At 68.9% G+C, this 19,105-nt stretch carries 22 protein-coding genes and 1 tRNA gene; 10 read left to right on the forward strand and 13 right to left on the reverse strand.

Going from position 1 to position 19,105, the window contains the following annotated elements; all coding sequences use genetic code 11:
• Positions 1-28: 28 nt before the first annotated feature.
• The 6 genes from AC1DP3_RS05375 to AC1DP3_RS05400 form a co-directional block, all read right to left on the reverse strand.
• The gene (locus AC1DP3_RS05375) at positions 29-667 is read right to left on the reverse strand and encodes a DNA-directed RNA polymerase subunit beta (RefSeq protein WP_477292343.1); all 639 of its coding nucleotides are present in this window, start codon (positions 665-667) and stop codon (positions 29-31) included.
• Between the two features lie 93 nt (positions 668-760).
• The gene (locus AC1DP3_RS05380) at positions 761-1,168 is read right to left on the reverse strand and encodes a VOC family protein (protein ID WP_477292056.1); all 408 of its coding nucleotides are present in this window, start codon (positions 1,166-1,168) and stop codon (positions 761-763) included.
• Between the two features lie 78 nt (positions 1,169-1,246).
• Positions 1,247-1,594, reverse strand: coding sequence for a helix-turn-helix transcriptional regulator (locus tag AC1DP3_RS05385; RefSeq protein WP_477292344.1), 348 nt, complete (start codon positions 1,592-1,594; stop codon positions 1,247-1,249).
• Between the two features lie 96 nt (positions 1,595-1,690).
• The gene (locus AC1DP3_RS05390; protein WP_477292058.1) at positions 1,691-2,524 is read right to left on the reverse strand and encodes an anti-sigma factor; all 834 of its coding nucleotides are present in this window, start codon (positions 2,522-2,524) and stop codon (positions 1,691-1,693) included.
• Positions 2,521-3,123: an ECF RNA polymerase sigma factor SigK gene (gene sigK / locus AC1DP3_RS05395; protein ID WP_477292060.1), complete on the reverse strand. Its 603-nt coding sequence runs from the start codon at positions 3,121-3,123 to the stop codon at positions 2,521-2,523. Before sigK ends, AC1DP3_RS05390 begins: the two co-directional genes overlap by 4 nt.
• Positions 3,124-3,167: 44 nt before the next feature.
• Positions 3,168-3,329, reverse strand: coding sequence for a hypothetical protein (locus AC1DP3_RS05400; protein WP_477292062.1), 162 nt, complete (start codon positions 3,327-3,329; stop codon positions 3,168-3,170).
• Positions 3,330-3,564: 235 nt separating this feature from the next.
• Between AC1DP3_RS05400 and AC1DP3_RS05405 the strand changes: the two genes are divergently transcribed.
• The 4 genes from AC1DP3_RS05405 (at position 3,565) to AC1DP3_RS05420 (ending at position 6,406) form a co-directional block, all read left to right on the forward strand.
• Positions 3,565-4,230, forward strand: coding sequence for a fasciclin domain-containing protein (locus tag AC1DP3_RS05405; RefSeq protein WP_477292064.1), 666 nt, complete (start codon positions 3,565-3,567; stop codon positions 4,228-4,230).
• A gap of 134 nt (positions 4,231-4,364) precedes the next feature.
• A tRNA-Lys gene (locus AC1DP3_RS05410) sits at positions 4,365-4,440 on the forward strand.
• Between the two features lie 140 nt (positions 4,441-4,580).
• Entirely contained in the window at positions 4,581-5,927 is a 1,347-nt protein-coding gene (locus AC1DP3_RS05415) for a serine/threonine-protein kinase (RefSeq protein WP_477292066.1), read from the forward strand.
• A complete protein-coding gene (locus AC1DP3_RS05420; RefSeq protein WP_477292068.1) occupies positions 5,924-6,406 on the forward strand; it encodes a hypothetical protein in 483 nt (160 codons plus the stop codon). Before AC1DP3_RS05415 ends, AC1DP3_RS05420 begins: the two co-directional genes overlap by 4 nt.
• 1 nt (position 6,407) lies before the next feature.
• On the opposite strand, the gene AC1DP3_RS05425 is transcribed toward AC1DP3_RS05420, so the two are convergent.
• Both AC1DP3_RS05425 and AC1DP3_RS05430 read right to left on the reverse strand, forming a co-directional pair.
• Positions 6,408-6,989 carry an isochorismatase family protein gene (locus tag AC1DP3_RS05425; protein ID WP_477292070.1) on the reverse strand — a complete coding sequence of 194 codons (582 nt, stop codon included), beginning with the start codon at positions 6,987-6,989 and terminating at the stop codon, positions 6,408-6,410.
• Positions 6,986-9,298, reverse strand: a complete 2,313-nt coding sequence (locus tag AC1DP3_RS05430; RefSeq protein ID WP_477292072.1) for an MMPL family transporter — start codon at positions 9,296-9,298, stop codon at positions 6,986-6,988. Before AC1DP3_RS05430 ends, AC1DP3_RS05425 begins: the two co-directional genes overlap by 4 nt.
• A gap of 57 nt (positions 9,299-9,355) precedes the next feature.
• On the opposite strand from AC1DP3_RS05430, the gene AC1DP3_RS05435 reads away from it, so the two are divergent.
• Entirely contained in the window at positions 9,356-10,318 is a 963-nt protein-coding gene (locus tag AC1DP3_RS05435; RefSeq protein WP_477292074.1) for an EamA family transporter, read from the forward strand.
• A gap of 62 nt (positions 10,319-10,380) precedes the next feature.
• Here the strand turns inward: AC1DP3_RS05435 and AC1DP3_RS05440 are convergent, their stop codons facing one another.
• Complete coding sequence (locus AC1DP3_RS05440; protein ID WP_477292076.1) at positions 10,381-10,776, reverse strand: hypothetical protein; 396 nt, start codon at positions 10,774-10,776, stop codon at positions 10,381-10,383.
• A gap of 226 nt (positions 10,777-11,002) precedes the next feature.
• Here AC1DP3_RS05440 and AC1DP3_RS05445 point away from each other — a divergent pair, with 226 nt between their 5' ends.
• Positions 11,003-11,155, forward strand: coding sequence for a hypothetical protein (locus tag AC1DP3_RS05445; RefSeq protein ID WP_477292078.1), 153 nt, complete (start codon positions 11,003-11,005; stop codon positions 11,153-11,155).
• 64 nt (positions 11,156-11,219) lie between these two features.
• On the opposite strand, the gene AC1DP3_RS05450 is transcribed toward AC1DP3_RS05445, so the two are convergent.
• Positions 11,220-13,085 (reverse strand): amylosucrase, encoded by a 1,866-nt coding sequence (locus tag AC1DP3_RS05450; protein ID WP_477292345.1) that lies wholly within the window; start codon positions 13,083-13,085, stop codon positions 11,220-11,222.
• A 163-nt stretch (positions 13,086-13,248) separates the two neighbouring features.
• Between AC1DP3_RS05450 and AC1DP3_RS05455 the strand changes: the two genes are divergently transcribed.
• A complete protein-coding gene (locus AC1DP3_RS05455) occupies positions 13,249-14,109 on the forward strand; it encodes an NAD-dependent epimerase/dehydratase family protein (protein ID WP_477292080.1) in 861 nt (286 codons plus the stop codon).
• 71 nt (positions 14,110-14,180) lie between these two features.
• Here AC1DP3_RS05455 and AC1DP3_RS05460 read toward each other — a convergent pair whose 3' ends face one another.
• The 3 genes from AC1DP3_RS05460 to AC1DP3_RS05470 form a co-directional block, all read right to left on the reverse strand.
• Entirely contained in the window at positions 14,181-14,669 is a 489-nt protein-coding gene (locus AC1DP3_RS05460; protein WP_477292082.1) for a DUF1801 domain-containing protein, read from the reverse strand.
• Between the two features lie 47 nt (positions 14,670-14,716).
• A complete protein-coding gene (locus AC1DP3_RS05465; protein ID WP_477292084.1) occupies positions 14,717-15,214 on the reverse strand; it encodes a DUF427 domain-containing protein in 498 nt (165 codons plus the stop codon).
• Between the two features lie 63 nt (positions 15,215-15,277).
• Entirely contained in the window at positions 15,278-16,699 is a 1,422-nt protein-coding gene (locus AC1DP3_RS05470) for a dihydrolipoyl dehydrogenase family protein (protein WP_477292086.1), read from the reverse strand.
• 163 nt (positions 16,700-16,862) lie between these two features.
• Between AC1DP3_RS05470 and AC1DP3_RS05475 the strand changes: the two genes are divergently transcribed.
• From AC1DP3_RS05475 to AC1DP3_RS05485, 3 genes are read left to right on the forward strand one after another with little or no spacing between them, the layout of a single operon-like run.
• Positions 16,863-17,687, forward strand: a complete 825-nt coding sequence (locus AC1DP3_RS05475) for an ABC transporter ATP-binding protein (protein ID WP_477292088.1) — start codon at positions 16,863-16,865, stop codon at positions 17,685-17,687.
• Positions 17,684-18,358: an ABC transporter permease gene (locus tag AC1DP3_RS05480; protein WP_477292090.1), complete on the forward strand. Its 675-nt coding sequence runs from the start codon at positions 17,684-17,686 to the stop codon at positions 18,356-18,358. The genes AC1DP3_RS05475 and AC1DP3_RS05480 overlap by 4 nt, the downstream gene beginning before the upstream one ends.
• Positions 18,355-19,086, forward strand: a complete 732-nt coding sequence (locus tag AC1DP3_RS05485; protein ID WP_477292092.1) for an ABC transporter permease — start codon at positions 18,355-18,357, stop codon at positions 19,084-19,086. Before AC1DP3_RS05480 ends, AC1DP3_RS05485 begins: the two co-directional genes overlap by 4 nt.
• The last annotated feature ends 19 nt before the right edge of the window (positions 19,087-19,105 follow it).

The following is a 19,105-nucleotide window of genomic DNA, read 5'->3' on the forward strand; positions in this document are numbered from 1 at the left end:
GGCGCCCACCGCTTTGCCCGCGGGAGCGTCAGGTGAGAGCATCCCGTCGCCAGAGAGCGGCGCACGCGGCGAGATCCCCCGCGTAGTCCGACAGCCTGAGCGCCCGCGTCGTGAAGCTCGAGGCCCGCTCCGGCTCGGTCGACTCGTAGTCGTCGGCGAGATGCGTGGCGCCCGATGCCTGCACCCGGCAGAAGGCCGCTGCTCGGTCGAGCGCGACGGCGAAGTCACCCACGAACAGACCCCGCAGGATCGTGTCGATGAGGGTCACGAGCTCGTCGGGCCCCGCGGGGACGGGCGCGCCGGCGACGACCGGATCGGCGGAGTTCAGCTCGACCCTCCCCCGCTCGTACACCAGGGCGGCCGTCCGCGGGTCATCGTGAATCGACAGCTGCAGCAGGTAGAGCCGCCAGAGCGCGCCCGGCAGGGACTTCGCCGGTGACCGCGACCACAGCTCGGCGATGTCGTCGATCCCGTTCATGTCGGTGAACGCGACCAGCCGATCGACGATCTCGCCGTCCGGATCCTCCCGCACGCGCGAGAGGAGCGCGTGGGCGGTCGAGTGCGCCACGCGCGACACCTCCGCCGGATCCTCGGCCGCGAACAGCCGGTCGAAGAGCTCGGCCGGACGCTTCACCGGCTTGTGGAAGTCCCTGGATTCTCCGCTCACCCGCTCCACGGTACCGGCCGCGGCGAGGACGAGGGCCTCGCCGCGGACCGGTATGAGCCACGGAAGGCACATGCGCCCAGCATCCCGGCGCGATCAGGCCTGATTGAGGCGGATGTGGTTGCCCGCCGGATCGCGGAACGCGCAGTCCCGCGGACCCCACGCCTGGTCGATGGGCTCCTGCAGCACCTCGGCGCCCGTCGCGCGCACGCGCTCGAAGGCAGCGTCGACGTCGTCCGTCGTGAAGACGAGCGGCCCCGGGAGCGAGCCCTTGGCAAGGAGCCGGTGCAGCGAGTCGCCGTCCTCCTGCGAGCGGCCGGCGCCGGGCTCCGAGAGCACGACCTCGAGGCCGGGCTGACCGGGGAAGCCGAGAGTCACCCAGCGGAAGCCGTCATTCGCGAAGTCGCCGCGAGGCTCGAGTCCCAGACCGTCCCGGTAGAAGGCGAGGGCGGCGTCGACGTCGTCGACCGTGATCGGACAGAAGCGGAGTGTGATGTTCGTCATGGATGCAACGCTACGGAGGGGCCACGCGCCCTGCTTCTCGGATCCTGCTCGATCGGATGCCGCCTCACGGCGCCGCTGTCACTTCCCGCGCATCGGCCGCGTCAGCAGCTTCGCGATGCACGGCGGCATCGCCTCCGCCGCCTCGTGGGGTCGGGATCGGTACGAGCTCGGCGTCTCGCCGACCATCTCGGTGAACGACGAGCTGAACGAGCCGAGCGAGGTGGCGCCGACCGCGGTGCAGGCATCCGTCACCGACGCCCCCGCCCGCAGCAGCGCCATCGCGCGCTCGATCCGGCGGGTCATGAGGTAGGCGTACGGAGTCTCGCCGTAGGCGAGCTTGAACTCGCGCGAGAAGTGCGCGGGCGACATGAAGGCCTTCGCGGCCATCGTGGGCACATCCAGCGGCTGCGCATAGTCGCGGTCCATGAGGTCGCGGGCCCGCCGCAGGTGCACGAGGGTCTGCGGAGTCTGGTCCGGCCGAGAGGAATCCGATGCCACGGCTGGAAGAATACCCGCGCGGGGTCAGGCCGTGGGCAGGGCCACGATCGGATCGGACGTCGGCTGTCCCGTCGGCGAACCGCCGTCGGGCTCCACCGTCACCGCGATCACATCGCCCTCCTCGACCGTGCCGTCCAGCTGCGCCGTGGCAGAGCCTGAGCGGTCGGTGTCGAACTGGCCCGCAGACACCGGGGTTCCTTCGCGCACGAACCACAGTTCGTACGTCTCGCCGCGGGGCGCGGACTCGACACCGGTCGTCACGACCACCGCCTGGCCGAGCGACACCGACCAGTAGGCGGTCGCGGTGCCGCCGCCGGCGACCTGGTCGGTCACCGTCTGAGCGTCGTCGGCCGCCTGGATCTGCTCGAGCGCAGCCACGGCCTCGGGCGCCCTCAGCCGGTCGCCGAGGGTCACGGCGACCGTGCCGAGCGCGATCAGGAGGATGAAGGATGCCGCGAGTGCGAGCAGCCCGCGGGTCCAGGTGCGACGCGCCACCGTCTGGATCGCCTCGGTGTTCAGGGGCGGTTCGGCGTTCCGAGGAGGCTCTGCGTCCTGAGTGGGCGCGCCGCTCGAAGTCGGCTCGGCGTCTGCTCGAGCGTCGAGGGCCGACCCGGCCGGGAGCGACTCCGCCGCTGACGACCCTGCGATGGCGGAGAGCACAGCGGCGCGGACGTGTGCGGGCGGCTCGACCTCCCCGACCCCGACGGCCAGGTCGCCCACCGTCGCGGCATCCGTCTCGACGATCGACGCCCACTCCGGATGCTCCACCAGTGCCGCTTCGAACGCCTCTGCGTCCTCGGGCGAAAGCGCGTCAAGCGCGTAGCCGGCAGCCAGCTCGGCGAACTCATGCACGTTCACGACGTCACCCCCATCTCGGTGCGCAGGCGAGACAGTCCGTCTCGCATCCTGGTCTTGATCGTCCCCAGGGGTGCTCCCACCAGCGCCGCGATCTCGCTCTGGCTGTACCCCCCGAAGTACGCGAGCGAGATCGCCTCGCGCTGCACGTCCGGCAGAGCGGCCACGGCCCGCGCGACCCGTCGCCCCTCGATGCGCAGCTCCACCTGCTCGGGGATGCTGTCATGGGGGACGTCGAGGTCACGAGCGCCGATGCGCCAATCCCGGTCCGTGCTCGACTGCGACGACCGCACGCGGTCGACCGCCCGTCGATGCGCGATGGTGAGCACCCACGTTCTTCCCTGCCCCTTATTCGGAGCGAACCGGTCTGCGGATTGCCATACCTCGAGGAAGACCTCCTGCAGCACCTCTTCGCTCTGTGCGCGGTCGACCAGGACACGGAGGATGAGTCCGAAGACGCGTGGCGAGAGCATGTCGTAGAGCCGCGCGAAGGCATCTTGATCGCCCTGCGCTGCCCGAACGATGAGGCGGGCGGCGTCATCGACGGCGTCCGTGCCGTCTTCGGGCACCTCTACGCCATCGATCACCACATCCACCAGCATGCCCTAGCCCTCCTCTCCTGCCCTAGCCATTCACCCGGCCTGGATCACCCGAACGTGAACGAATAGACTTCGACGCCCGCCGGGAGCCCGACCTCGACGATGGACTGATCGCCATCTCCTCCCGAGCCTGAGCGACTGAACAGCGCATATGACCGCGGCGTGCCCGTGATGAGGCCGTAAAGCAGCCCGATGATGATGAGCGACATGCGCCCCTCCTCGCGTCTGTGGTTGTTCGCATCCGGGCCCGTATCGGATTGCGGGGAGGGGGCGCGGGATGCGCGATCTGCGGAACCCGAGCGGACAAGGCCGATCGGTTCCAATCCGATTGCACGAGGGTCACGAAGAGGTGATGTACGCAGCTTCGGCGGCGCACCGTCACCGGGAATCGGCGACGTGTCCATAAGGAGTTCGCGCAAGCGGCTCCGACACCGGAGGTATCCCATGCTCACCAAGAACACCCGCCTCGGCGCCGGTCTTTCGATCGCGTTCGCAGCGGCACTCGCACTCACTGCCTGCTCGTCAGGAACCGACACGGCTTCGATGGAATCCAGCGCGCCGATGTCGTCGCCGAGCGAATCGGCGATGACCGAAGACACCACCATGGATGCGGCGGCGAACCTCGTCGGACCCGGCTGCGCGGACTACGCGGAAGCGGTCCCGGACGGCGCCGGATCGGTCGAGGGGATGTCGCAGGACCCGGTCGCGGTCGCGGCATCCAACAATCCGATCCTGACCACCCTCACGGCTGCTGTCAGCGGGCAGGTCAACCCCGAGGTCAACCTCGTCGACACGCTCAACGGTGACGAGTTCACGGTGTTCGCACCGGTCGACGACGCCTTCGCGAAGATCGACCCGGCGACGATCGAGGCCCTGAAGACCGACACCGCGACGCTGACCTCAATCCTGACGTACCACGTCGTCCCCGGGCAGATCGCGCCGGACGACATCGTGGGCATGCACACCACGGTCCAGGGAAGCGATCTCGAGGTGACCGGTAGCGGAGACGACCTCATGGTGAACGGCGCCATGGTCATCTGCGGCGGCGTTCAGACCGCCAACGCCACGGTGTACCTCATCGACACAGTGCTGATGCCTCCGGCTCAGTGATCAGACTCCGGTCACGGGGGTGACCGGACCCTGGGGGAAGGGCGGTGCGACCGCCGGTGTCGGGTMTGACACCGGCGGTCGCGTTGACCGTTCTGGCGGCAGTCGCAGATCGGGCCAAGTAGGCTGTYTCGGTCGGGCCTGTAGCTCAGTCGGTAGAGCATCGGACTTTTAATCCGCGGGTCGAGGGTTCGAGCCCCTCCGGGCCCACCACTGCAGGCATTCCGCCTGCCCCTGCCACGACAAGCGCCTCCAGTCAAGAGGGGGCCGTGTCGCGCATGCGGTGATTAGGTTCGAACGCGGGAGATGGCGCCGGTTCCCGACCGGCCTCTCCCGAGTCGAGCGGRAGTCATATGCCTGATCTGAAGTCGTCTGTGGGGACAGACGTCGGCACGATCCTGGATGCCCGCTATCGCCTGGACAAGGTGATCGGCGAAGGCGGCATGGCACGCGTGTTCCGCGCCGAGGACGCGGCGCTGAACCGAACGGTCGCGATCAAGCTCATGAGGGCACCCACGGATGGCTCTCCCGTGCGAGTCCAGTCGGAGACCACGCTCCTGGCCTCGCTCAGCCACCCGTCGCTCGTCACCCTGTTCGACGCGCACATCTCCGAGGATGAGCCGAGCTACCTCGTGATGGAGTACGTCGACGGACCCACGTTGTCCGCGCGGCTCGCAGCCGGCCCGCTTCCGCCGGAGGAGATCGCCGCCCTCGCGGTCGACATCGCGGAGGCCCTGCACGTGGTGCACGAGAAGGGCGTCGTGCACAGGGACATCAAGCCGTCCAACGTTCTCCTGTGGAACTCGCCCCTGCCCGACCGGACGTTCCGCGCCAAGCTGGCCGACTTCGGCATCGCCCGTCTGCTGGACTCGACGAGGGTCACGATGCCCGGCACGGTGATCGGCACCGCCGCCTACCTCGCGCCCGAGCAGGTGCGCGGCGAGGAGCCGTCGCCGGCAGCGGACATCTACGCCCTCGGTCTCATGCTGATCGAGGCCCTGACGGGCCAGCGTGCGTTCGCCGCAGCACTCAGCCATGAGTCGCTCATCGCGCGCTTGACGGTGTCACCGACGATCCCCGACGAGGTCTCGGGCGGGTGGCGCACCCTGCTCACCGCGATGACGGCATCCAATCCGGAGCGTCGCCCCACCGCGCTTCAGGTGGCCCTTGCGGCGACGGCACTCCGTCGGAAGGATGCCACTGTCGGAGACGTCCTGACCGTTCTTGAAGAGCCGGCGGTGGCCGCGCGCGAGCTCGAGCTCGAACTCTTCGACCCGATCCTGGCGACCATGGCGGCCGCCGCCCTCCCGCCTACGGAGCCGGTCGACCAGGTCGACGGCGACGAGCACCCGGAGTCCTTCTCCGGAGGTGTGCCGGACGACCCGACCGGTCGTGCGCCCGTGCCTGCATCCACCTCCTCGGCATCGCCGGTCCCTGGCTCGGCTCGCGTCGTGCCGGCGGACCGGACGAAGGTCCTCGAGGCGCCGGCCGAAGCCCAGGATGCGCCGTCGGCCAGGCGCCGCCGGATCATCGGTCTCCTCATCGCCATCGTCGCGCTCGTCGTCGCCCTGGCGATCGCGGTGGGCGCGGTCGTGGCTGCGAACATGGGGGCGGATGCGTCTACTCCCCCCGTCCTCCCCGCCGTCCAGGAGCCGCTCGGCTCCCACCTCCACGACCTGCTCGAGTCGGTGACGCCATGATGCCGCGCGCTCTCGTGGCCACCCTCGCCGCCGCGGCCCTCGTCGCGGGCCTGAGCGGATGCGCAACCCCTGCTGTCGACGGCGACGCTGCCGGCCAGTTCCAGGATTCCGTCGTCGCCATCGCCGAGTCTGCGGCTGCCGGGGATGTCGCGGGCGCGGTCGGCGGACTCGATGAGCTGCAGACCGAGCTGAACGCGGCGATGGAGGCGGACCTCGTGACCGCTGCACGCGCTGCGCGCATCCAGGCCGCCATAGACACCGTTCGCTCAGACCTCGACGCGCTCCAGGCTCCGGCCCCCGTCGAGACGCCGGCATCGGTCGAGCCCACCACCGCCGGCGGCGACACGGCCGGCACCGGGGCCGGCGGGAACGAGAACAGCGGTCCCGGAAACAACAACGGAAACGAGAACAGCGGCCCCGGAAACAACAACGGGAACGGCAACGGCAACGGGAACGGGCACGGGAAGAAGGCCCACTGAGCTACACGCCTGACGCGGCGAGCTCCGCTCCGGCGTGTGCCAGTTCAGCGAGCGCCGCCTCGCTCGAGCTTGCGGCGACACCCGCGATCAGGTCGGTGAACACGCGGACGTGACGACCGTGCTCGACAGCATCCATCCCCGATGCCCTCACGCAGTAGTCCGTCGCGATGCCGGCGATGTCGACGTCGATCACTCCGTGCTCGTCGAGCAGCTCCGCGACGGTCTGCCCGGCATCCGTCGTCCCCTCGAAGAGGGAGTAGGCGGGCTTGCCCTGGCCCTTCTTGACGTGGTGAGTGACGGCCGAGACGTCGAGGGCGGGGTCGTACTCCGCGCCCTCGGTGCCGCTCACGCAGTGGCGCGGCCACGAGTCGACGAAGTCCGGCTCGCCTGCGGCGAAGTGCCCGCCATTGTCGCCCTCGGCGTCGTGCCAGTCACGGGACGCGACGATCAGCGCGTACTCCCCCGCGTGGGCGCCGAGGTAGCGCGAGATGCGCTCGGCGACGGCGTCGCCACCCGCGACGCCGAGCGCGCCCCCCTCGGTGAAGTCGTTCTGAACGTCGACGATGAACAGCGCCTTGCTCATGTCTCGAGGGTACGCCGTTCCCCGACGGTGGCGTCGGCGTATGCGGGGACTGCATCCGTCTCCGGTGTCTCGCCCATGCCCTGCGCCTGGCCGGCGTCCTGCTTCCACAGGCGGGAAGGCCACCAGATGGCCCGGCCGATGTCGTAGGAGACCGCCGGAACCAGCAGCGACCGCACGATGAACGTGTCGAGGAGCACGCCGAAGGCGACGATGAACGCGAGCTGGGCGAGGAACAGGATCGGGATGACGCCGAGCGCCGCGAAGGTCGCCGCGAGCACGAGCCCCGCCGAGGTGATGACGCCGCCCGTCGCCACGAGCCCGCGAAGGATCCCTCGTCGCGTGCCGTGCACGAGCGACTCCTCACGCACCCTCGACATCAGGAAGATGTTGTAATCCACCCCGAGCGCCACGAGGAACACGAACCCGTAGAGGGGCACCGCGGGGTCTGCGCCGGCGAACCCGAAGACGGTGTTGAAGACGATCGCGCTGACGCCCAGCGCCGCACCGAACGAGAGGATGACGCTCAGGATCAGGATGATCGGCGCGACGATCGCCCGCAGCAGCAGCATGAGGATCACCAGGATCACCAGCAGCACGACGGGGATGATGAGCGTCCGGTCGCGGATCGAGGTCGCGTTCGAATCGATGTCGGTCGCGGTCACCCCGCCCACGACGGCTGTGCCCTCGCCGAGCTCGTCGTCCAGGGCGATCCGCAGATCGCTGACCGTCTCCTCGGCCGCGACCGAGTCCGCGGCGTCGGTGAGGGTGCCGATGAGCAGCACGTCTCCTTCTGACACCGTGGGCTGCGGCGCGTCGGCCGTCGGCGGCCCGGGAACCGTGAGCACGGCTTCGCCCCCGGTGACCTCGACCGCCGCCTGACCGGTGGGCGAGTCCTCCGAGACGACGGCGACCGTGTCGATCCCGTCGCTGTCGGCGAGAACGGCCGCCCCATCCGCCAGCTGATCTTCCGGGACGATCACGTAGACGGGGCTTCCCGACCCGGCCGGGAAATGATCGGCGAGGACGTCCTGCCCATCGCGGGCCTCGGAATACCCCAGCACCAGATCACTGGAGGGAATGCCGTCGGCCTGCAGCTGCAGCAAGCCGGCCGCGCCGACGAGCAGCACGCCCGTGCTGACGATCCAGACCACCCGCGATCGTCGCGCGACGAGCCGCGCCTGCCGCGGCCAGAAGCCCTTGACCGGCTGGGTCAGGTCATCGGGAAGGGGCGCCGGCGGCGCCTTGGGGATGAACGGCCAGAATGCCGCGCGGCCGAAGACCGCGAGCAGCGCCGGCAGGAAGGTGAGCGCCGACAGGACCGCGAAGGCGATGCCGATCGCCGCGATGGGACCCAGCGCGCGGTTCGTCGCGAGATCGGAGAGGAGAAGGCACAACAGGCCCGCGATGACCGTCCCACCCGATGCCACGATCGGCTCGAAGGAGCCGCGCCACGCGCGGGTGACGGCATCCCACTTCCGCTCCCCCTCGGCGATCGCCTCACGGAACCGCGCGACGTAAAGAAGGGCGTAGTCGGTCGCCGCGCCGATGACGAGGATGAACAGGATGCCCTGCACCTGGCCGTTGAGCACGACGATGCCCGCCTTCGCCAGCCACCAGACGGTCAAGAGTGCGACGCACAACGCGAACAGCGACGTGAACAGGACGAGGATCGGCAGCAGCGGCGACCGGTAGACGATCACCAGGATGAGGAAGACGGCCAGGAGTGCGACGCCGAGCAGGAGGCCGTCGATGCCGAGGAACCCCTCGACGAGATCGGCGGTGAAGCCGGCCGGCCCCGTCACCCACGCCTCCAACCCGTCGGGCAGCGTCTCGTCGATCGCGGTGCGCATCTCCTCGACGGTCGTACCCACCTCACCGGACGTGTCGATGGGCACGAACAGCTGGGCCGCTTCGCCGTCCTCCGAGGTCACGGGCGGGGAGACGTCGGTGACTCCCTCGATCTCGGCGAAGTCGTCGGCGAGCGTCTGGATGCTTGCGAGATCGTCTTCGGTGAGCTGTCCGTCGCCGGTCACCACCACGACTGCCGGGATCGTGTCGCCACCCACGAAGTCCGGCAGGCGCTCGCTCACCTCCGTCGCGTCCGCGCTCTGCGGAAGGTAGCTCGACTGGTCGTTCGTCGAGACCTCGTCGACCTTTCCGAAGAAGGGTCCGCCGATCGAGCCCCCCACGAGCCAGATGAGGATCAGGACGACCGGGATGCCGATCCGCAGCCAGCGGGTGGGCTGGAGGGAGGTCGGGCTGTTGGAGCTGGACCGGCTGGTCGAGCGAAGCTCACGGCGAGTAGACATATCGCTAGCTTATCTAGCAATCTCGTCGAGCGCGACACCCGGTCTAGGGTGGTCGCGATGTTTCCTGCAGCGTTGGCCTTCAGTGGAGCGCTGGTCTATGGCGCTGCGGACTTCCTCGGCGGCCTTGCGGCGCAGCGCCTCCGCTCGATCGTCGTGACCGCGATCGCCGCCGCCACCGGACTCGCTCTGCTCGCACTCGCCTACCCGCTGGTCGGGGGCGAGTGGCTGGCGGAGGACGTCTTGTGGGGCATCCTGTCGGGCTTCACCGGAGCCGTGGCGATCATGCTGCTCTACGCGTGCCTGGCGATCGGGCCCATGACGGTTCTCTCGCCGCTGACGGCGGTCGTCTCGGCGGTGGCTCCGATCGCGTGGGGACTCGCGGTGGAAGGCGAGACACTGTCCTGGATCGGGTACGTCGGCCTCGCCTGCGCGCTGGTCGCCGTCGTGCTGGTCGCCTTCATCCCCGGCGAGAAGGTGACGCGGCCGAGCGCGCGGGGTCTCCTGTACGCGGTCGGTGCAGGTGCGGCGATCGGCGCGTTCCTGATCGTCATCGATCAGACGAGCGACGAGAGCGGGATCGTCCCCCTCATCGTCAACCGCTCCGTGAGCACTCTCATCACCTCCGCGGTCGTCGGCGTCCTCGCGCTCCGTGCGGTGCGCGCCGGCCGGCGAGCCGGCAGCGTGCTCCTCGCGACCTCCACGCATCTCGGCGCGACGCCCACAGGCCACGCCGACCTGGAGCACGCCGAGACGGGCGCCGCGACCGTCGCAGGCGGCGCCCGGCGCCCATCCGCATGGTGGCTCGCGGCTGGCTGCGGCATCCTGGATGCCCTTGCGAACGTGATCATGGTCCTGGCGCTGCGCATCGGCGACCTGGCGATCGTGTCGGCGCTCACGGCGATGTACCCCGCGGGCACAGTGCTGCTGGCCGCGATCGTGCTGCGCGAGAGGATCGCTTTCGTGCAGTGGATCGGGCTCGCACTCGCGCTTCTCGCGGGCGCGATGCTGGCGCTCGCCTGATCGACACCGGCGCCCGCCCTCGCCGGCTCTCGAGGAGTCCCGGATGCTGTCCCGCGGCGAGATCAGCCGCGCGTGAACAGCAGGATGCCCGAGAGCACCGTCGCCGCGACACCCAGCCCGAGGAGTCCCGCCGCGAGCAGTCCGACCGCACGGACAGCGGGAGATCCGGGCGTCAAGCGCATGCGATTCGCCGTGCCGCGACGGTAGAAGATGTCTGCCATGTCTTTGCCGGCGAGTGCGACAGCCTGCTCGTGATCGAGTTCGGAGGCATTCACGCCTCCATCGGCGTCGAACCATCGGACGAGCGAGCGGTCATCGGAGTGCTCGACGATCGCTCGAGCCGGAAGCCAGGTGCCGTCGGCCAGTTTGAGGATCACCGTGACGATCGCGAGGATCACTCCTGCGCCGAGGCCGACCCACGTGAAGATCTCGATGACGGCGTCGATCGCGTGGTCCATCGGCTCCTCGTCCGGGTGCGGGCAAGGCCCGTCGCAGAGGCGCATCCCGACTTCCGGGGCACCTCATGGGAAGCGTATACGACTCCCGCACCGCCCCTGGCAACCCTGGTGAGTGCGGGGCGCCCGACTGCTTGAGTGGCCGATGAGGGCACGGCGGAGCTCTGACGGGACCGCCGGATGCCGTCCCACATCGCTGTGCCGTGCACAGCCGGATCGAGGAGGAATGATGCAGCGAGATGCGAACCACCCGAGCCAGGCCGAGGGCGAAGACCCTCAGGACCCGGGGACGGGCTGGGTCCAGCCGCAGGAGGGCCACCCCTCCCAGGCAGAGGGCGAGGATCCGGATGCCCCGGAGGAATCACGCGGCGAAGACAGCTGAGGGGCCGATCCGGACGCCGCCTGCGCCCCCTGGGACGCGCCCAGGCGGGCCGGGTCGAGGCCGCTCACTTCGGCGCGGCCTGCTTCAGCGAGACACGAAGCCAGACGAACCCGTGTGCGTCGAGATCGAGCCCGTTCTCGAGATCCACTCGCCGCTCCGTGAGAAGGTCGTCCGCCTGCGCCTGAAGTCCGGACAGGGTGAGAGCTGGCACACGAACGGGATGGTCGCCGAAGTTCGCGAGGACGAGCACCCGGGAGGTGCCGTCGTCCGGCCGCAGATACCCCAGCACCGCGGGCGCCGGAGTGTGGAAGACGGACAGTGCGTTCCCCGCCAGCTCCGGGGTCGCACTCCGGACCTGGATCAGCCGGCGGAGCCGCTGGAAGACGCGGCCGGCAGATGTCGAGGCATCCTGGCGGGCGTCGTATGCTGCTCGGGGTCGACGGGGCCTGTTCGACCATCGACTGTCCGCGGCCTCGTCGGGGTTCTCCCGGTAGGAGTAGTCGTTCAGCTGGGCGACTTCGTCACCCAGGTACAGCAGCGGGATTCCCCCCGTCGACATGGCTACCGCGTGGGCGAGCACGACGCGGTCTTCGCCCCCGTCGTCGAGAGCCTCGATTCCCGCGAGAGAAGCTGTCGTGCCCGCGACCCGAGCGTCGCCGGTCTTGACGTTCTCCTGGAAGGGCACACCCCGGGCGAACGACCCTGGCGCTCGGCCGACGTAGAAGTCGTTCAGGAAGCGACGGTGCCCGAAGCCGTCGATGCCGAGCTCCGCGGCATCCTCGTCGGCGAACGTCCACCCGATGTCGTCATGGCTTCGGACGTAGTTGACCCACGCCGTCCCCGCGGGGAGCGAATGCCTGCGCTCGATCGCCTGAGCCAGCAGCCTGGCGTCCCGCGTCGCGAGGGCCTCCCACGTGAGCGCCATCTGGAGAGGGTTGTACGAGAGCTGGCACTCCCCCGGCGAGATGTACTCGGTCACCTCATCGGGGTGCACGATCGCCTCGGACTTGAACAGCAGGCTCGGGGCGGCGAGGCGCAGGACCGCGTTGAACGCCTGCAGCAGCAGATGCGCCTCGGGAAGAGATTCGCAGGGCGTGCCGAGCCGCTTCCAGATGAAGGCGACAGCATCCATTCTCAGAATCTCCACGCCCTGGTTGGCGAGGAAGAGCATCTCACCGGCCATGGCCTGGAAGACCGAGGGGTTCGCGTAGTTGAGGTCCCACTGGAAATGGTAGAAGGTGGCCCAGATCCAGCGACCGTCGGGGAGCTGCACGAATGAGCCCGGATGGTCGTCGGGGAAGATCTCGCGGGTCGTCTGCTCGTAGGCGTCCGGCACGGTGCGGTCGGGGAAGATGAGGTAGAAGTCCTCGTAGCCGGCTTCGCCGGCGACGGCCTTGCGGGCCCACTCGTGCTCATTACTGGTGTGGTTGAAGATGAAGTCGACGACCAGGGAGATCCCCGCGAGCCGCAGCTCGGCCGCGAGGTCTGCGAGCTCAGCCATGGTGCCCACGGCCGGGTCGACCTCGCGATAGCTGGACACTGCGTAGCCGCCGTCGTTGTTTCCCTCCGGGCTCGCGAACAGCGGCATCAGATGCAGGTAGGTCAGACCGAGATCGCGGAAGTACGGGATCTGGTCTCGGATGCCCGACAGGCTGCCGCCGTAGCGGTCGACGTAGCAGACACCGCCGAGCATGCGTTCAGACTCGAACCAGGTCGGATTCGCTTCGCGATGCCGGTCCAGCGCCTTGAGCTCGAGCGGCCGGGTCGCCCATGACGTCGCCGCCAGCGTGACGACGTCCAGGAGCCGCTCGAATCCGTCCGCGTGAGCCCCGTACAGCTGATGGAAGAGACCGTGCAACCTGGGGAGGTGAACATCGGCTCGCGCGAGCAGCTCGGCATCTCGCAGATGCGCGGGAAGCAGATCCAGGATCTGCGCGATGTCGGCTGCTCCATCGGCGCTCAGAGAAGACACGCTGCCCACTCTCCTGCACAGCGACACCCAGGTCCAGCGCCGCGACATCCGTGGCGACAGGACTCGGCGCTGATCGACCCGATCGATGCTGCCGAAGCGGGTGTGGCCCTAGGGTCGAGGCGTGAGCGACTCCATCCCTGAAGCAGCGATCGCCGCGGTGCCCGCGGACACGGTGGTGTGGGTGAGCGGCTCGCACGGCAAGCTCGGCCGCGAGGTCTGCCGCCAGTTGCGCGAGCTCGGTGTGCGGGTCTTGGAGGCTGACGTCCAAGGACCGTCCCCGGTGGACCTCGCCGATCCGGACGCGGTCGCGCGCTCGATGGACGGTGCCACGGCGATCATCCACTGCGCGGCGATCCCGACCCCGGAGCACACCGAGCCGAGCGAGCTCGTCCGCAACAACACGATGGCCTGCTTCAATGCACTCGAGCAGGCGTGGCTGGCGGGCATCCGAACCGCGGTGGTGGTGTCGAGCGGTTCCATCTACGGGACGTCGTTCTCACCCGAGCCGCTCTTCTTCTCGGCCCTCCCCGTGAACGAGTCGACGCCGCTCTCCTTCGTCGACCCCTACGCGCTGACGAAGGACTTCACTGAGCGTATGGGCGAGATGTATGCCCGAAGAGGGATGACCGTCACCGCCCTGAGACCCCAGTGGATCCTCACATCCGACGAGGCCGAGCACATCGCCCGCACACGGAGCGACGCCGACGGTGCGGCGAGTCTGTGGGGCTGGATCCACCTCGAGGACGCCGCCCGAGCATGCGTGCTCGCACTGCGGCCTCGTCCTGAGCACCGCGGGTACGAGGCGATAGTGATCGCGAGCGAGGACACGCTCTCGATCACCCCGACCACCGAGCTGCTGGACCGCCACCTCCCGGATGCTGCTCGCCACGCTGACTTCCCTGGCCATGTCGGCGGTTTCGACACCGCACGCGCCGCCGAAGTTCTCGACTGGCGTGCGGAACGCTCCTGGCGACATCGCTGACGCCCCGTGCGCGGGTCCTCCTCGTACGCGGCGGACTTCGGCCAGATCCCGACCCATCGCCGACGCGAGTCCTACTGGTCCGTCTTCCAGAGGATCTGACGAATCGGCCCGTCTTTGGACTTGGATTCGATGAGTGCAACGGACTCCCGGACGATCCGCTCGAGAACGGGCAGATCGACGTCGGTGAGCCGTCGGATGTACAGGCAATATCCGGTCGACGAGTGTTTGCCCAGGTGTGCCAGCAGCTCCGAGTGCCGGGCGGTTCCATCCATCAGATAGATGGTCAGCTTTCCCTTCCGCGGATAGAAGCCGATCGTGTGGCCCTCGCCTTCGCGACCACTGTCGTATTTGTAGTGATACGTGCCGAATCCGATGGTGCCGACATTCCACAGCGTCGGCTCGTACCCCGTGACCCGACGCATCATCTCGATCAGCGTCTGGCTGTCCTCCAGCGCCTGCGCATCCTCGAGCCCGGCCAGGAAGTCGGCGACGGAACGATCACTGTTGTCGGTCATCTGTCTCTGCTCCCTTATGCCACGCGGCGGGATGGAGTTCTGCACGCCAGCCCACCTTCCATCCCGTCACGGTCGAGCGCAAGGGGAAAGTCTCACCAGCCGAGGGAGCCGGCGGCACCCTTGAACGGACCAGCGATCCGCGACGTGATCCAGCCACCGTAGAACCGCCCGGGCTGCGGCGTGACCAGCTCCCCGTCCACCTCGCACGAGTCCATCTGCGCGGCGTAGACCGCCACTCGTCCGGCAAGGGCCTCGTACCCGTGCGACGGGCGCGGGTAGTTCCAGGCTGCTCTCGCGGCCGTCATCCCGCCTCCTCGAACGTCGAGGTATCGTGCTGAGCCCTTGAACTCGCAGTACGAACTGCCCTCGGCGTCGGCGAGCGCACCGCCCGCGAACGACGCGATCGGCAGATAGTAGACGGGCGGATGACTCGTCTCGAGCACGCGCACGACGTCATGGGTGTCCACGACGACCTCGCCACCGAGGCGGATCACCACGCGACTCGTGACCGGTTCGATGCGGGGCGGTCGTGGATAGGCCCACACCGACTCCTGGCCGGGGGCGAGCGGATCGGGAACAGGATGTGCCATCGCATCAGCGTAAGCGCCCACAGAGGGTGCGGGCCGGCCGCGAGATGATACCAACTCCCCCCCTCAGCGGCCGAGCTCCTCCAGCCAGCGCAGCCACACCTCGCTGACGGTCGGGAAAGCAGGGACGGCGTGCCACAGTCGGTCGATCGGCACCTCGCCGACGACCGCGATCGTCGCCGAGTGCAGAAGCTCCGCGACGTCGGGACCGACGAACGTCGCACCGACCAGCACGCGACGCTGCGTGTCGACGATGGCCCGGGCCTGCCCCCGGTAGTGATCGGCGTGGATGCTCGCACCCGATACCCACGACAAGTCATAGTCCACCACCCGGATGTCGATGCCCGCCGCGATCGCGGACGACTCGGTATGGCCGATCGACGCGACTTCGGGATCGGTGAAGGTCACCTGCGGGACGGCGGAGTGATCGGCGGTGGCGACGTGCGCACCCCAGGGCGCATCGTCGACGTCGCGGCCCCGCGCCCGTGCCGCGATGACGTCGCCGGCCGCTCGGGCCTGGTACTTGCCCTGGTGCGTGAGGAGAGCCCGATGATTGACGTCCCCCACCGCGTACAGCCACTCGACGCCAGGGACCCGAAGGGTATCGTCCACGTCGAGCCATGATCCGGGCTCGAGTCCAACGCTCTCGAGGCCCAGGTCACCGGTCCGGGGCACGCGCCCGGTCGCCACGAGCACTTCGGCGGCACGGACCTGTGACCCGTCGGACAGCGCCAGCACCACCTCGCCCTCGGCTTCTCGCGACACCGCCTCGACCTCGACCCCGGTGCGGACCTCAGCTCCGGCCTGCCGCAGCGAGTCGGCGACCGCCTCGCCGGCGAACGGCTCCATCGAGCCGAGCAGGCCCGAGCGCGCGATGAGGGTGACGGTGCAGCCGAATGAGGCATAGAGCGTCGCCATCTCGCAGCCGACGACCCCGCCGCCCAGGATGGCAAGGGATGCCGGCACGTCCTGCACGCCGGTGGCCTCACGGCTCGTCCAGGGGGCCGCATCCGCCAGGCCCGGGATATCGGGGAGAAGCGGGGCCGATCCCGTCGACACCGCCACCGCATGCCGCGCCACCAGGGTGACCGGCTCACCGCCGCCGGAGCTCTCCACAGTCACCTGGCGTTCGCCGGCCAGCCGGGCGTGCCCGCGCACGAGATCGATTCCCGCCTCGCGCAGCCAGTCTGCTTCATGCGTGTCGTTCCACTCGCGGACCATCGCGTCGCGCCGTCGCAGGGTCGCTGGAACGTCGACCGATCCCGACACCGCCTGCCGCGCACCCTCGACATCCCGAGCGGCACGGAGAGCGGACCCGCTGCGCAACAGCGTCTTCGACGGGATGCATGCCCAATACGAGCATTCCCCGCCGACCAGTTCACTCTCGACGATCRCGACCGACAGGCCGCCCTGCTTCGCTCGATCGGCGATGTTCTGGCCTACGGGGCCGGCGCCGATGACGATGAGGTCGTACTCCCGAGTGCTCATGGATCCCACGGTATAGGCCCGTCGCGACGTTCCGGCGGGATCGGCAATCCATTCCGGCCCAGGCTCCGAAGAAGTGCACAGATCACCGATGGGGTCAATCTGTCGGCGCATACGCCTCCCTGTCCGCGACCTGTGGGAGCCTGGAAACCCGCGAAAGGACATCATGGCGATCGAGTTCCGATCTGTCACGAAGCGTTTCGCCGATGGCACCGTTGCGGTCGACGACTTCAGCCTCGTCATCCCTGCACACAAGACGACCGTCCTTGTGGGCTCCTCGGGATGCGGCAAGACGACGCTGCTTCGGATGATCAACCGTCTGGTCGAACCCACGAGTGGTGAGATCGCGATCGATGGCGAATCGATCGCGGGAAGCGATCCGGTCAGGCTTCGGCGCGGGATCGGCTATGTGCTGCAGAACGCCGGCCTGCTTCCCCACTTCACGGTCGTCGACAACATCGCGACGGTGCCGGTGCTCACCGGCGTCGCGCGCAAGACCGCCCGCGCACGTGCTCTCGAGCTGATGGATGTCGTCGGACTCGACCGGTCTCTGGCTGAGCGCTACCCCAGTCAGCTGTCGGGCGGGCAGCAGCAGCGGGTCGGCGTCGCCCGGGGCCTCGCCGTCGACCCGAACATCCTGCTGATGGACGAGCCGTTCGGCGCCGTCGACCCGATCGTGCGCAAAGAGCTCCAAACCGAGACGCTGCGCCTGCAGCGCGAGCTCGACAAGACCATCGTCTTCGTCACGCACGACATCGATGAGGCCTTCCTGCTGGGTGATCAGGTCGTGATCCTGCAGAAGGGCGCGCACATCGCGCAGCTGGGCACGCCGGACGAGATCACCGAGAATCCGGCGGACGACTTCGTCGCCAGCTTCATCGGGGCCGACAAGGGCACCCGCGCGCTGCGTCGCAAAGAGACCCCGCATGGTGCGGTGGTGGTCGACTTCGCCGGCCGCACCCAGGGGGTGCTCGTGGAGGACGGCACGTGAGCTGGGTGCTCGACAACCTCGATCTGATCTGGGCGCTCTCCCTTGATCATCTCAGGCAGAGCCTCATCGCGATCGTGCTCGGCTTCCTCGTCGCCCTGCCCATCGGCTGGGCGGCGTTCCGCTACAGCAGGCTGCGCGGTCCGACGCTGACGACCGTGGGACTGCTGTACACCATCCCGTCGCTCGGCCTCTTCGCCGTCCTCGCAGCCGCGTTCGGCATCCCCCTCCTCTCGGAGGCCAATCTGATCGTCGCGCTGACCATCTACGCGGTTGCCATCATGACGAGATCGGTCACCGACGGACTCCTGTCGGTCGACCCCGTCACACGCGCCGCAGCGGTAGCGGTCGGGTTCGGGCCGTGGCGGCGCTTCTGGACCGTGGACTTCCCGCTCGCCGGTCCGGTCCTGCTCGCCGGTCTCCGCGTGACCGCATCGTCGACGATCGCCCTTGCCACCGTCGGCATCCTCATCGGCGTGGAGAACCTCGGCTACCTCTTCACCAACGGGTCTCAGCGGCGCATCATCGCGGAGGTCCTCGCCGGGGTGGTCGCGGTCGTCCTGATCGCGGTGATCATCGATCTGCTGCTCGTGGTCGCAGGCCGCGCGCTCATGCCGTGGAATCGGCGACGCCCGACACGCGCCGAGCGTGCCCTCCGGGCGGTGAGCGTGTGAACTACTTCCTCGAGGCCTTCGCCTGGATCTTCTCCCCCGATCGGCTCACCKGGTCGCTCCCCCTGCCGACTGCCATCGCCCAGCACCTGGCATTCACCTTCGGCTCGGTGCTGATCGCGGCCGTCATCGCCATTCCGATCGGCTGGATGATCGGCCACACCGGCCGGGGTCGTGAGTTCGCCGTCTTCCTGGCGGGAGCCGCACGCGCTCTGCCCTCGCTCGGGCTCATCGTGCTGCTCGTCCTGCTCCTCGGCGTGAATCTCAAGACCGAGGCTGCCGTCGCGGCGTTCGTCCTCCTCGCCATCCCCTCGATCCTCGCGGGCGCGTACGCCGGGTTCGAAGCCATCGACCGCTCAGTCATCGACGCAGGGCGGGCGATGGGCATGACCTCATCTCAGGTCCTCGGGAAGATCGAGGTCCCCCTGGGACTGCCGCTGCTGATCGGCGGACTGCGCACGGCCACGCTGCAGGTCGTGGCCACCGTCACGATCGCCGCCTACGTAGGCCTCGGCGGTCTCGGCTACTACATCATCCAGGGAATCGCGCTCCGCGACTTCCCCGAGATCCTCGGCGCATCGATCGTCGTCATCGCTCTCGCGCTCGTCCTGGATGGCGTCTTCGCGCTGATCCAGCGCATCGTCGTCCCTCGCGGTGTCACGGCGAGGACGCACACCACCGATCGCACGCCCGCATTCCGTTCGAGTTCCGTCGCAGACGCGGCCGCCTGACTCTGTCACCCAACCGGAG

The sequence above is a fragment of the Microbacterium sp. P5_B6 genome (assembly GCF_056400345.1).

Excerpts from the sequence above, each read along its gene's own strand:
- sigK (WP_477292060.1), bottom strand. The coding sequence starts at position 3,123 with ATGCTGGTGGATGTGGTGATCGATGGCGTAGAGGTGCCCGAAGACGGC.
- AC1DP3_RS05385 (WP_477292344.1), bottom strand. The coding sequence starts at position 1,594 with ATGGACCGCGACTATGCGCAGCCGCTGGATGTGCCCACGATGGCCGCG.
- AC1DP3_RS05440 (WP_477292076.1), bottom strand. The coding sequence starts at position 10,776 with ATGGACCACGCGATCGACGCCGTCATCGAGATCTTCACGTGGGTCGGC.
- AC1DP3_RS05400 (WP_477292062.1), bottom strand. The coding sequence starts at position 3,329 with ATGTCGCTCATCATCATCGGGCTGCTTTACGGCCTCATCACGGGCACG.
- AC1DP3_RS05465 (WP_477292084.1), bottom strand. The coding sequence starts at position 15,214 with ATGGCACATCCTGTTCCCGATCCGCTCGCCCCCGGCCAGGAGTCGGTG.
- AC1DP3_RS05380 (WP_477292056.1), bottom strand. The coding sequence starts at position 1,168 with ATGACGAACATCACACTCCGCTTCTGTCCGATCACGGTCGACGACGTC.
- AC1DP3_RS05425 (WP_477292070.1), bottom strand. The coding sequence starts at position 6,989 with ATGAGCAAGGCGCTGTTCATCGTCGACGTTCAGAACGACTTCACCGAG.
- AC1DP3_RS05405 (WP_477292064.1), top strand. The coding sequence starts at position 3,565 with ATGCTCACCAAGAACACCCGCCTCGGCGCCGGTCTTTCGATCGCGTTC.
- AC1DP3_RS05475 (WP_477292088.1), top strand. The coding sequence starts at position 16,863 with ATGGCGATCGAGTTCCGATCTGTCACGAAGCGTTTCGCCGATGGCACC.
- AC1DP3_RS05430 (WP_477292072.1), bottom strand. The coding sequence starts at position 9,298 with ATGTCTACTCGCCGTGAGCTTCGCTCGACCAGCCGGTCCAGCTCCAAC.
- AC1DP3_RS05445 (WP_477292078.1), top strand. The coding sequence starts at position 11,003 with ATGCAGCGAGATGCGAACCACCCGAGCCAGGCCGAGGGCGAAGACCCT.
- AC1DP3_RS05435 (WP_477292074.1), top strand. The coding sequence starts at position 9,356 with ATGTTTCCTGCAGCGTTGGCCTTCAGTGGAGCGCTGGTCTATGGCGCT.
- AC1DP3_RS05420 (WP_477292068.1), top strand. The coding sequence starts at position 5,924 with ATGATGCCGCGCGCTCTCGTGGCCACCCTCGCCGCCGCGGCCCTCGTC.
- AC1DP3_RS05415 (WP_477292066.1), top strand. The coding sequence starts at position 4,581 with ATGCCTGATCTGAAGTCGTCTGTGGGGACAGACGTCGGCACGATCCTG.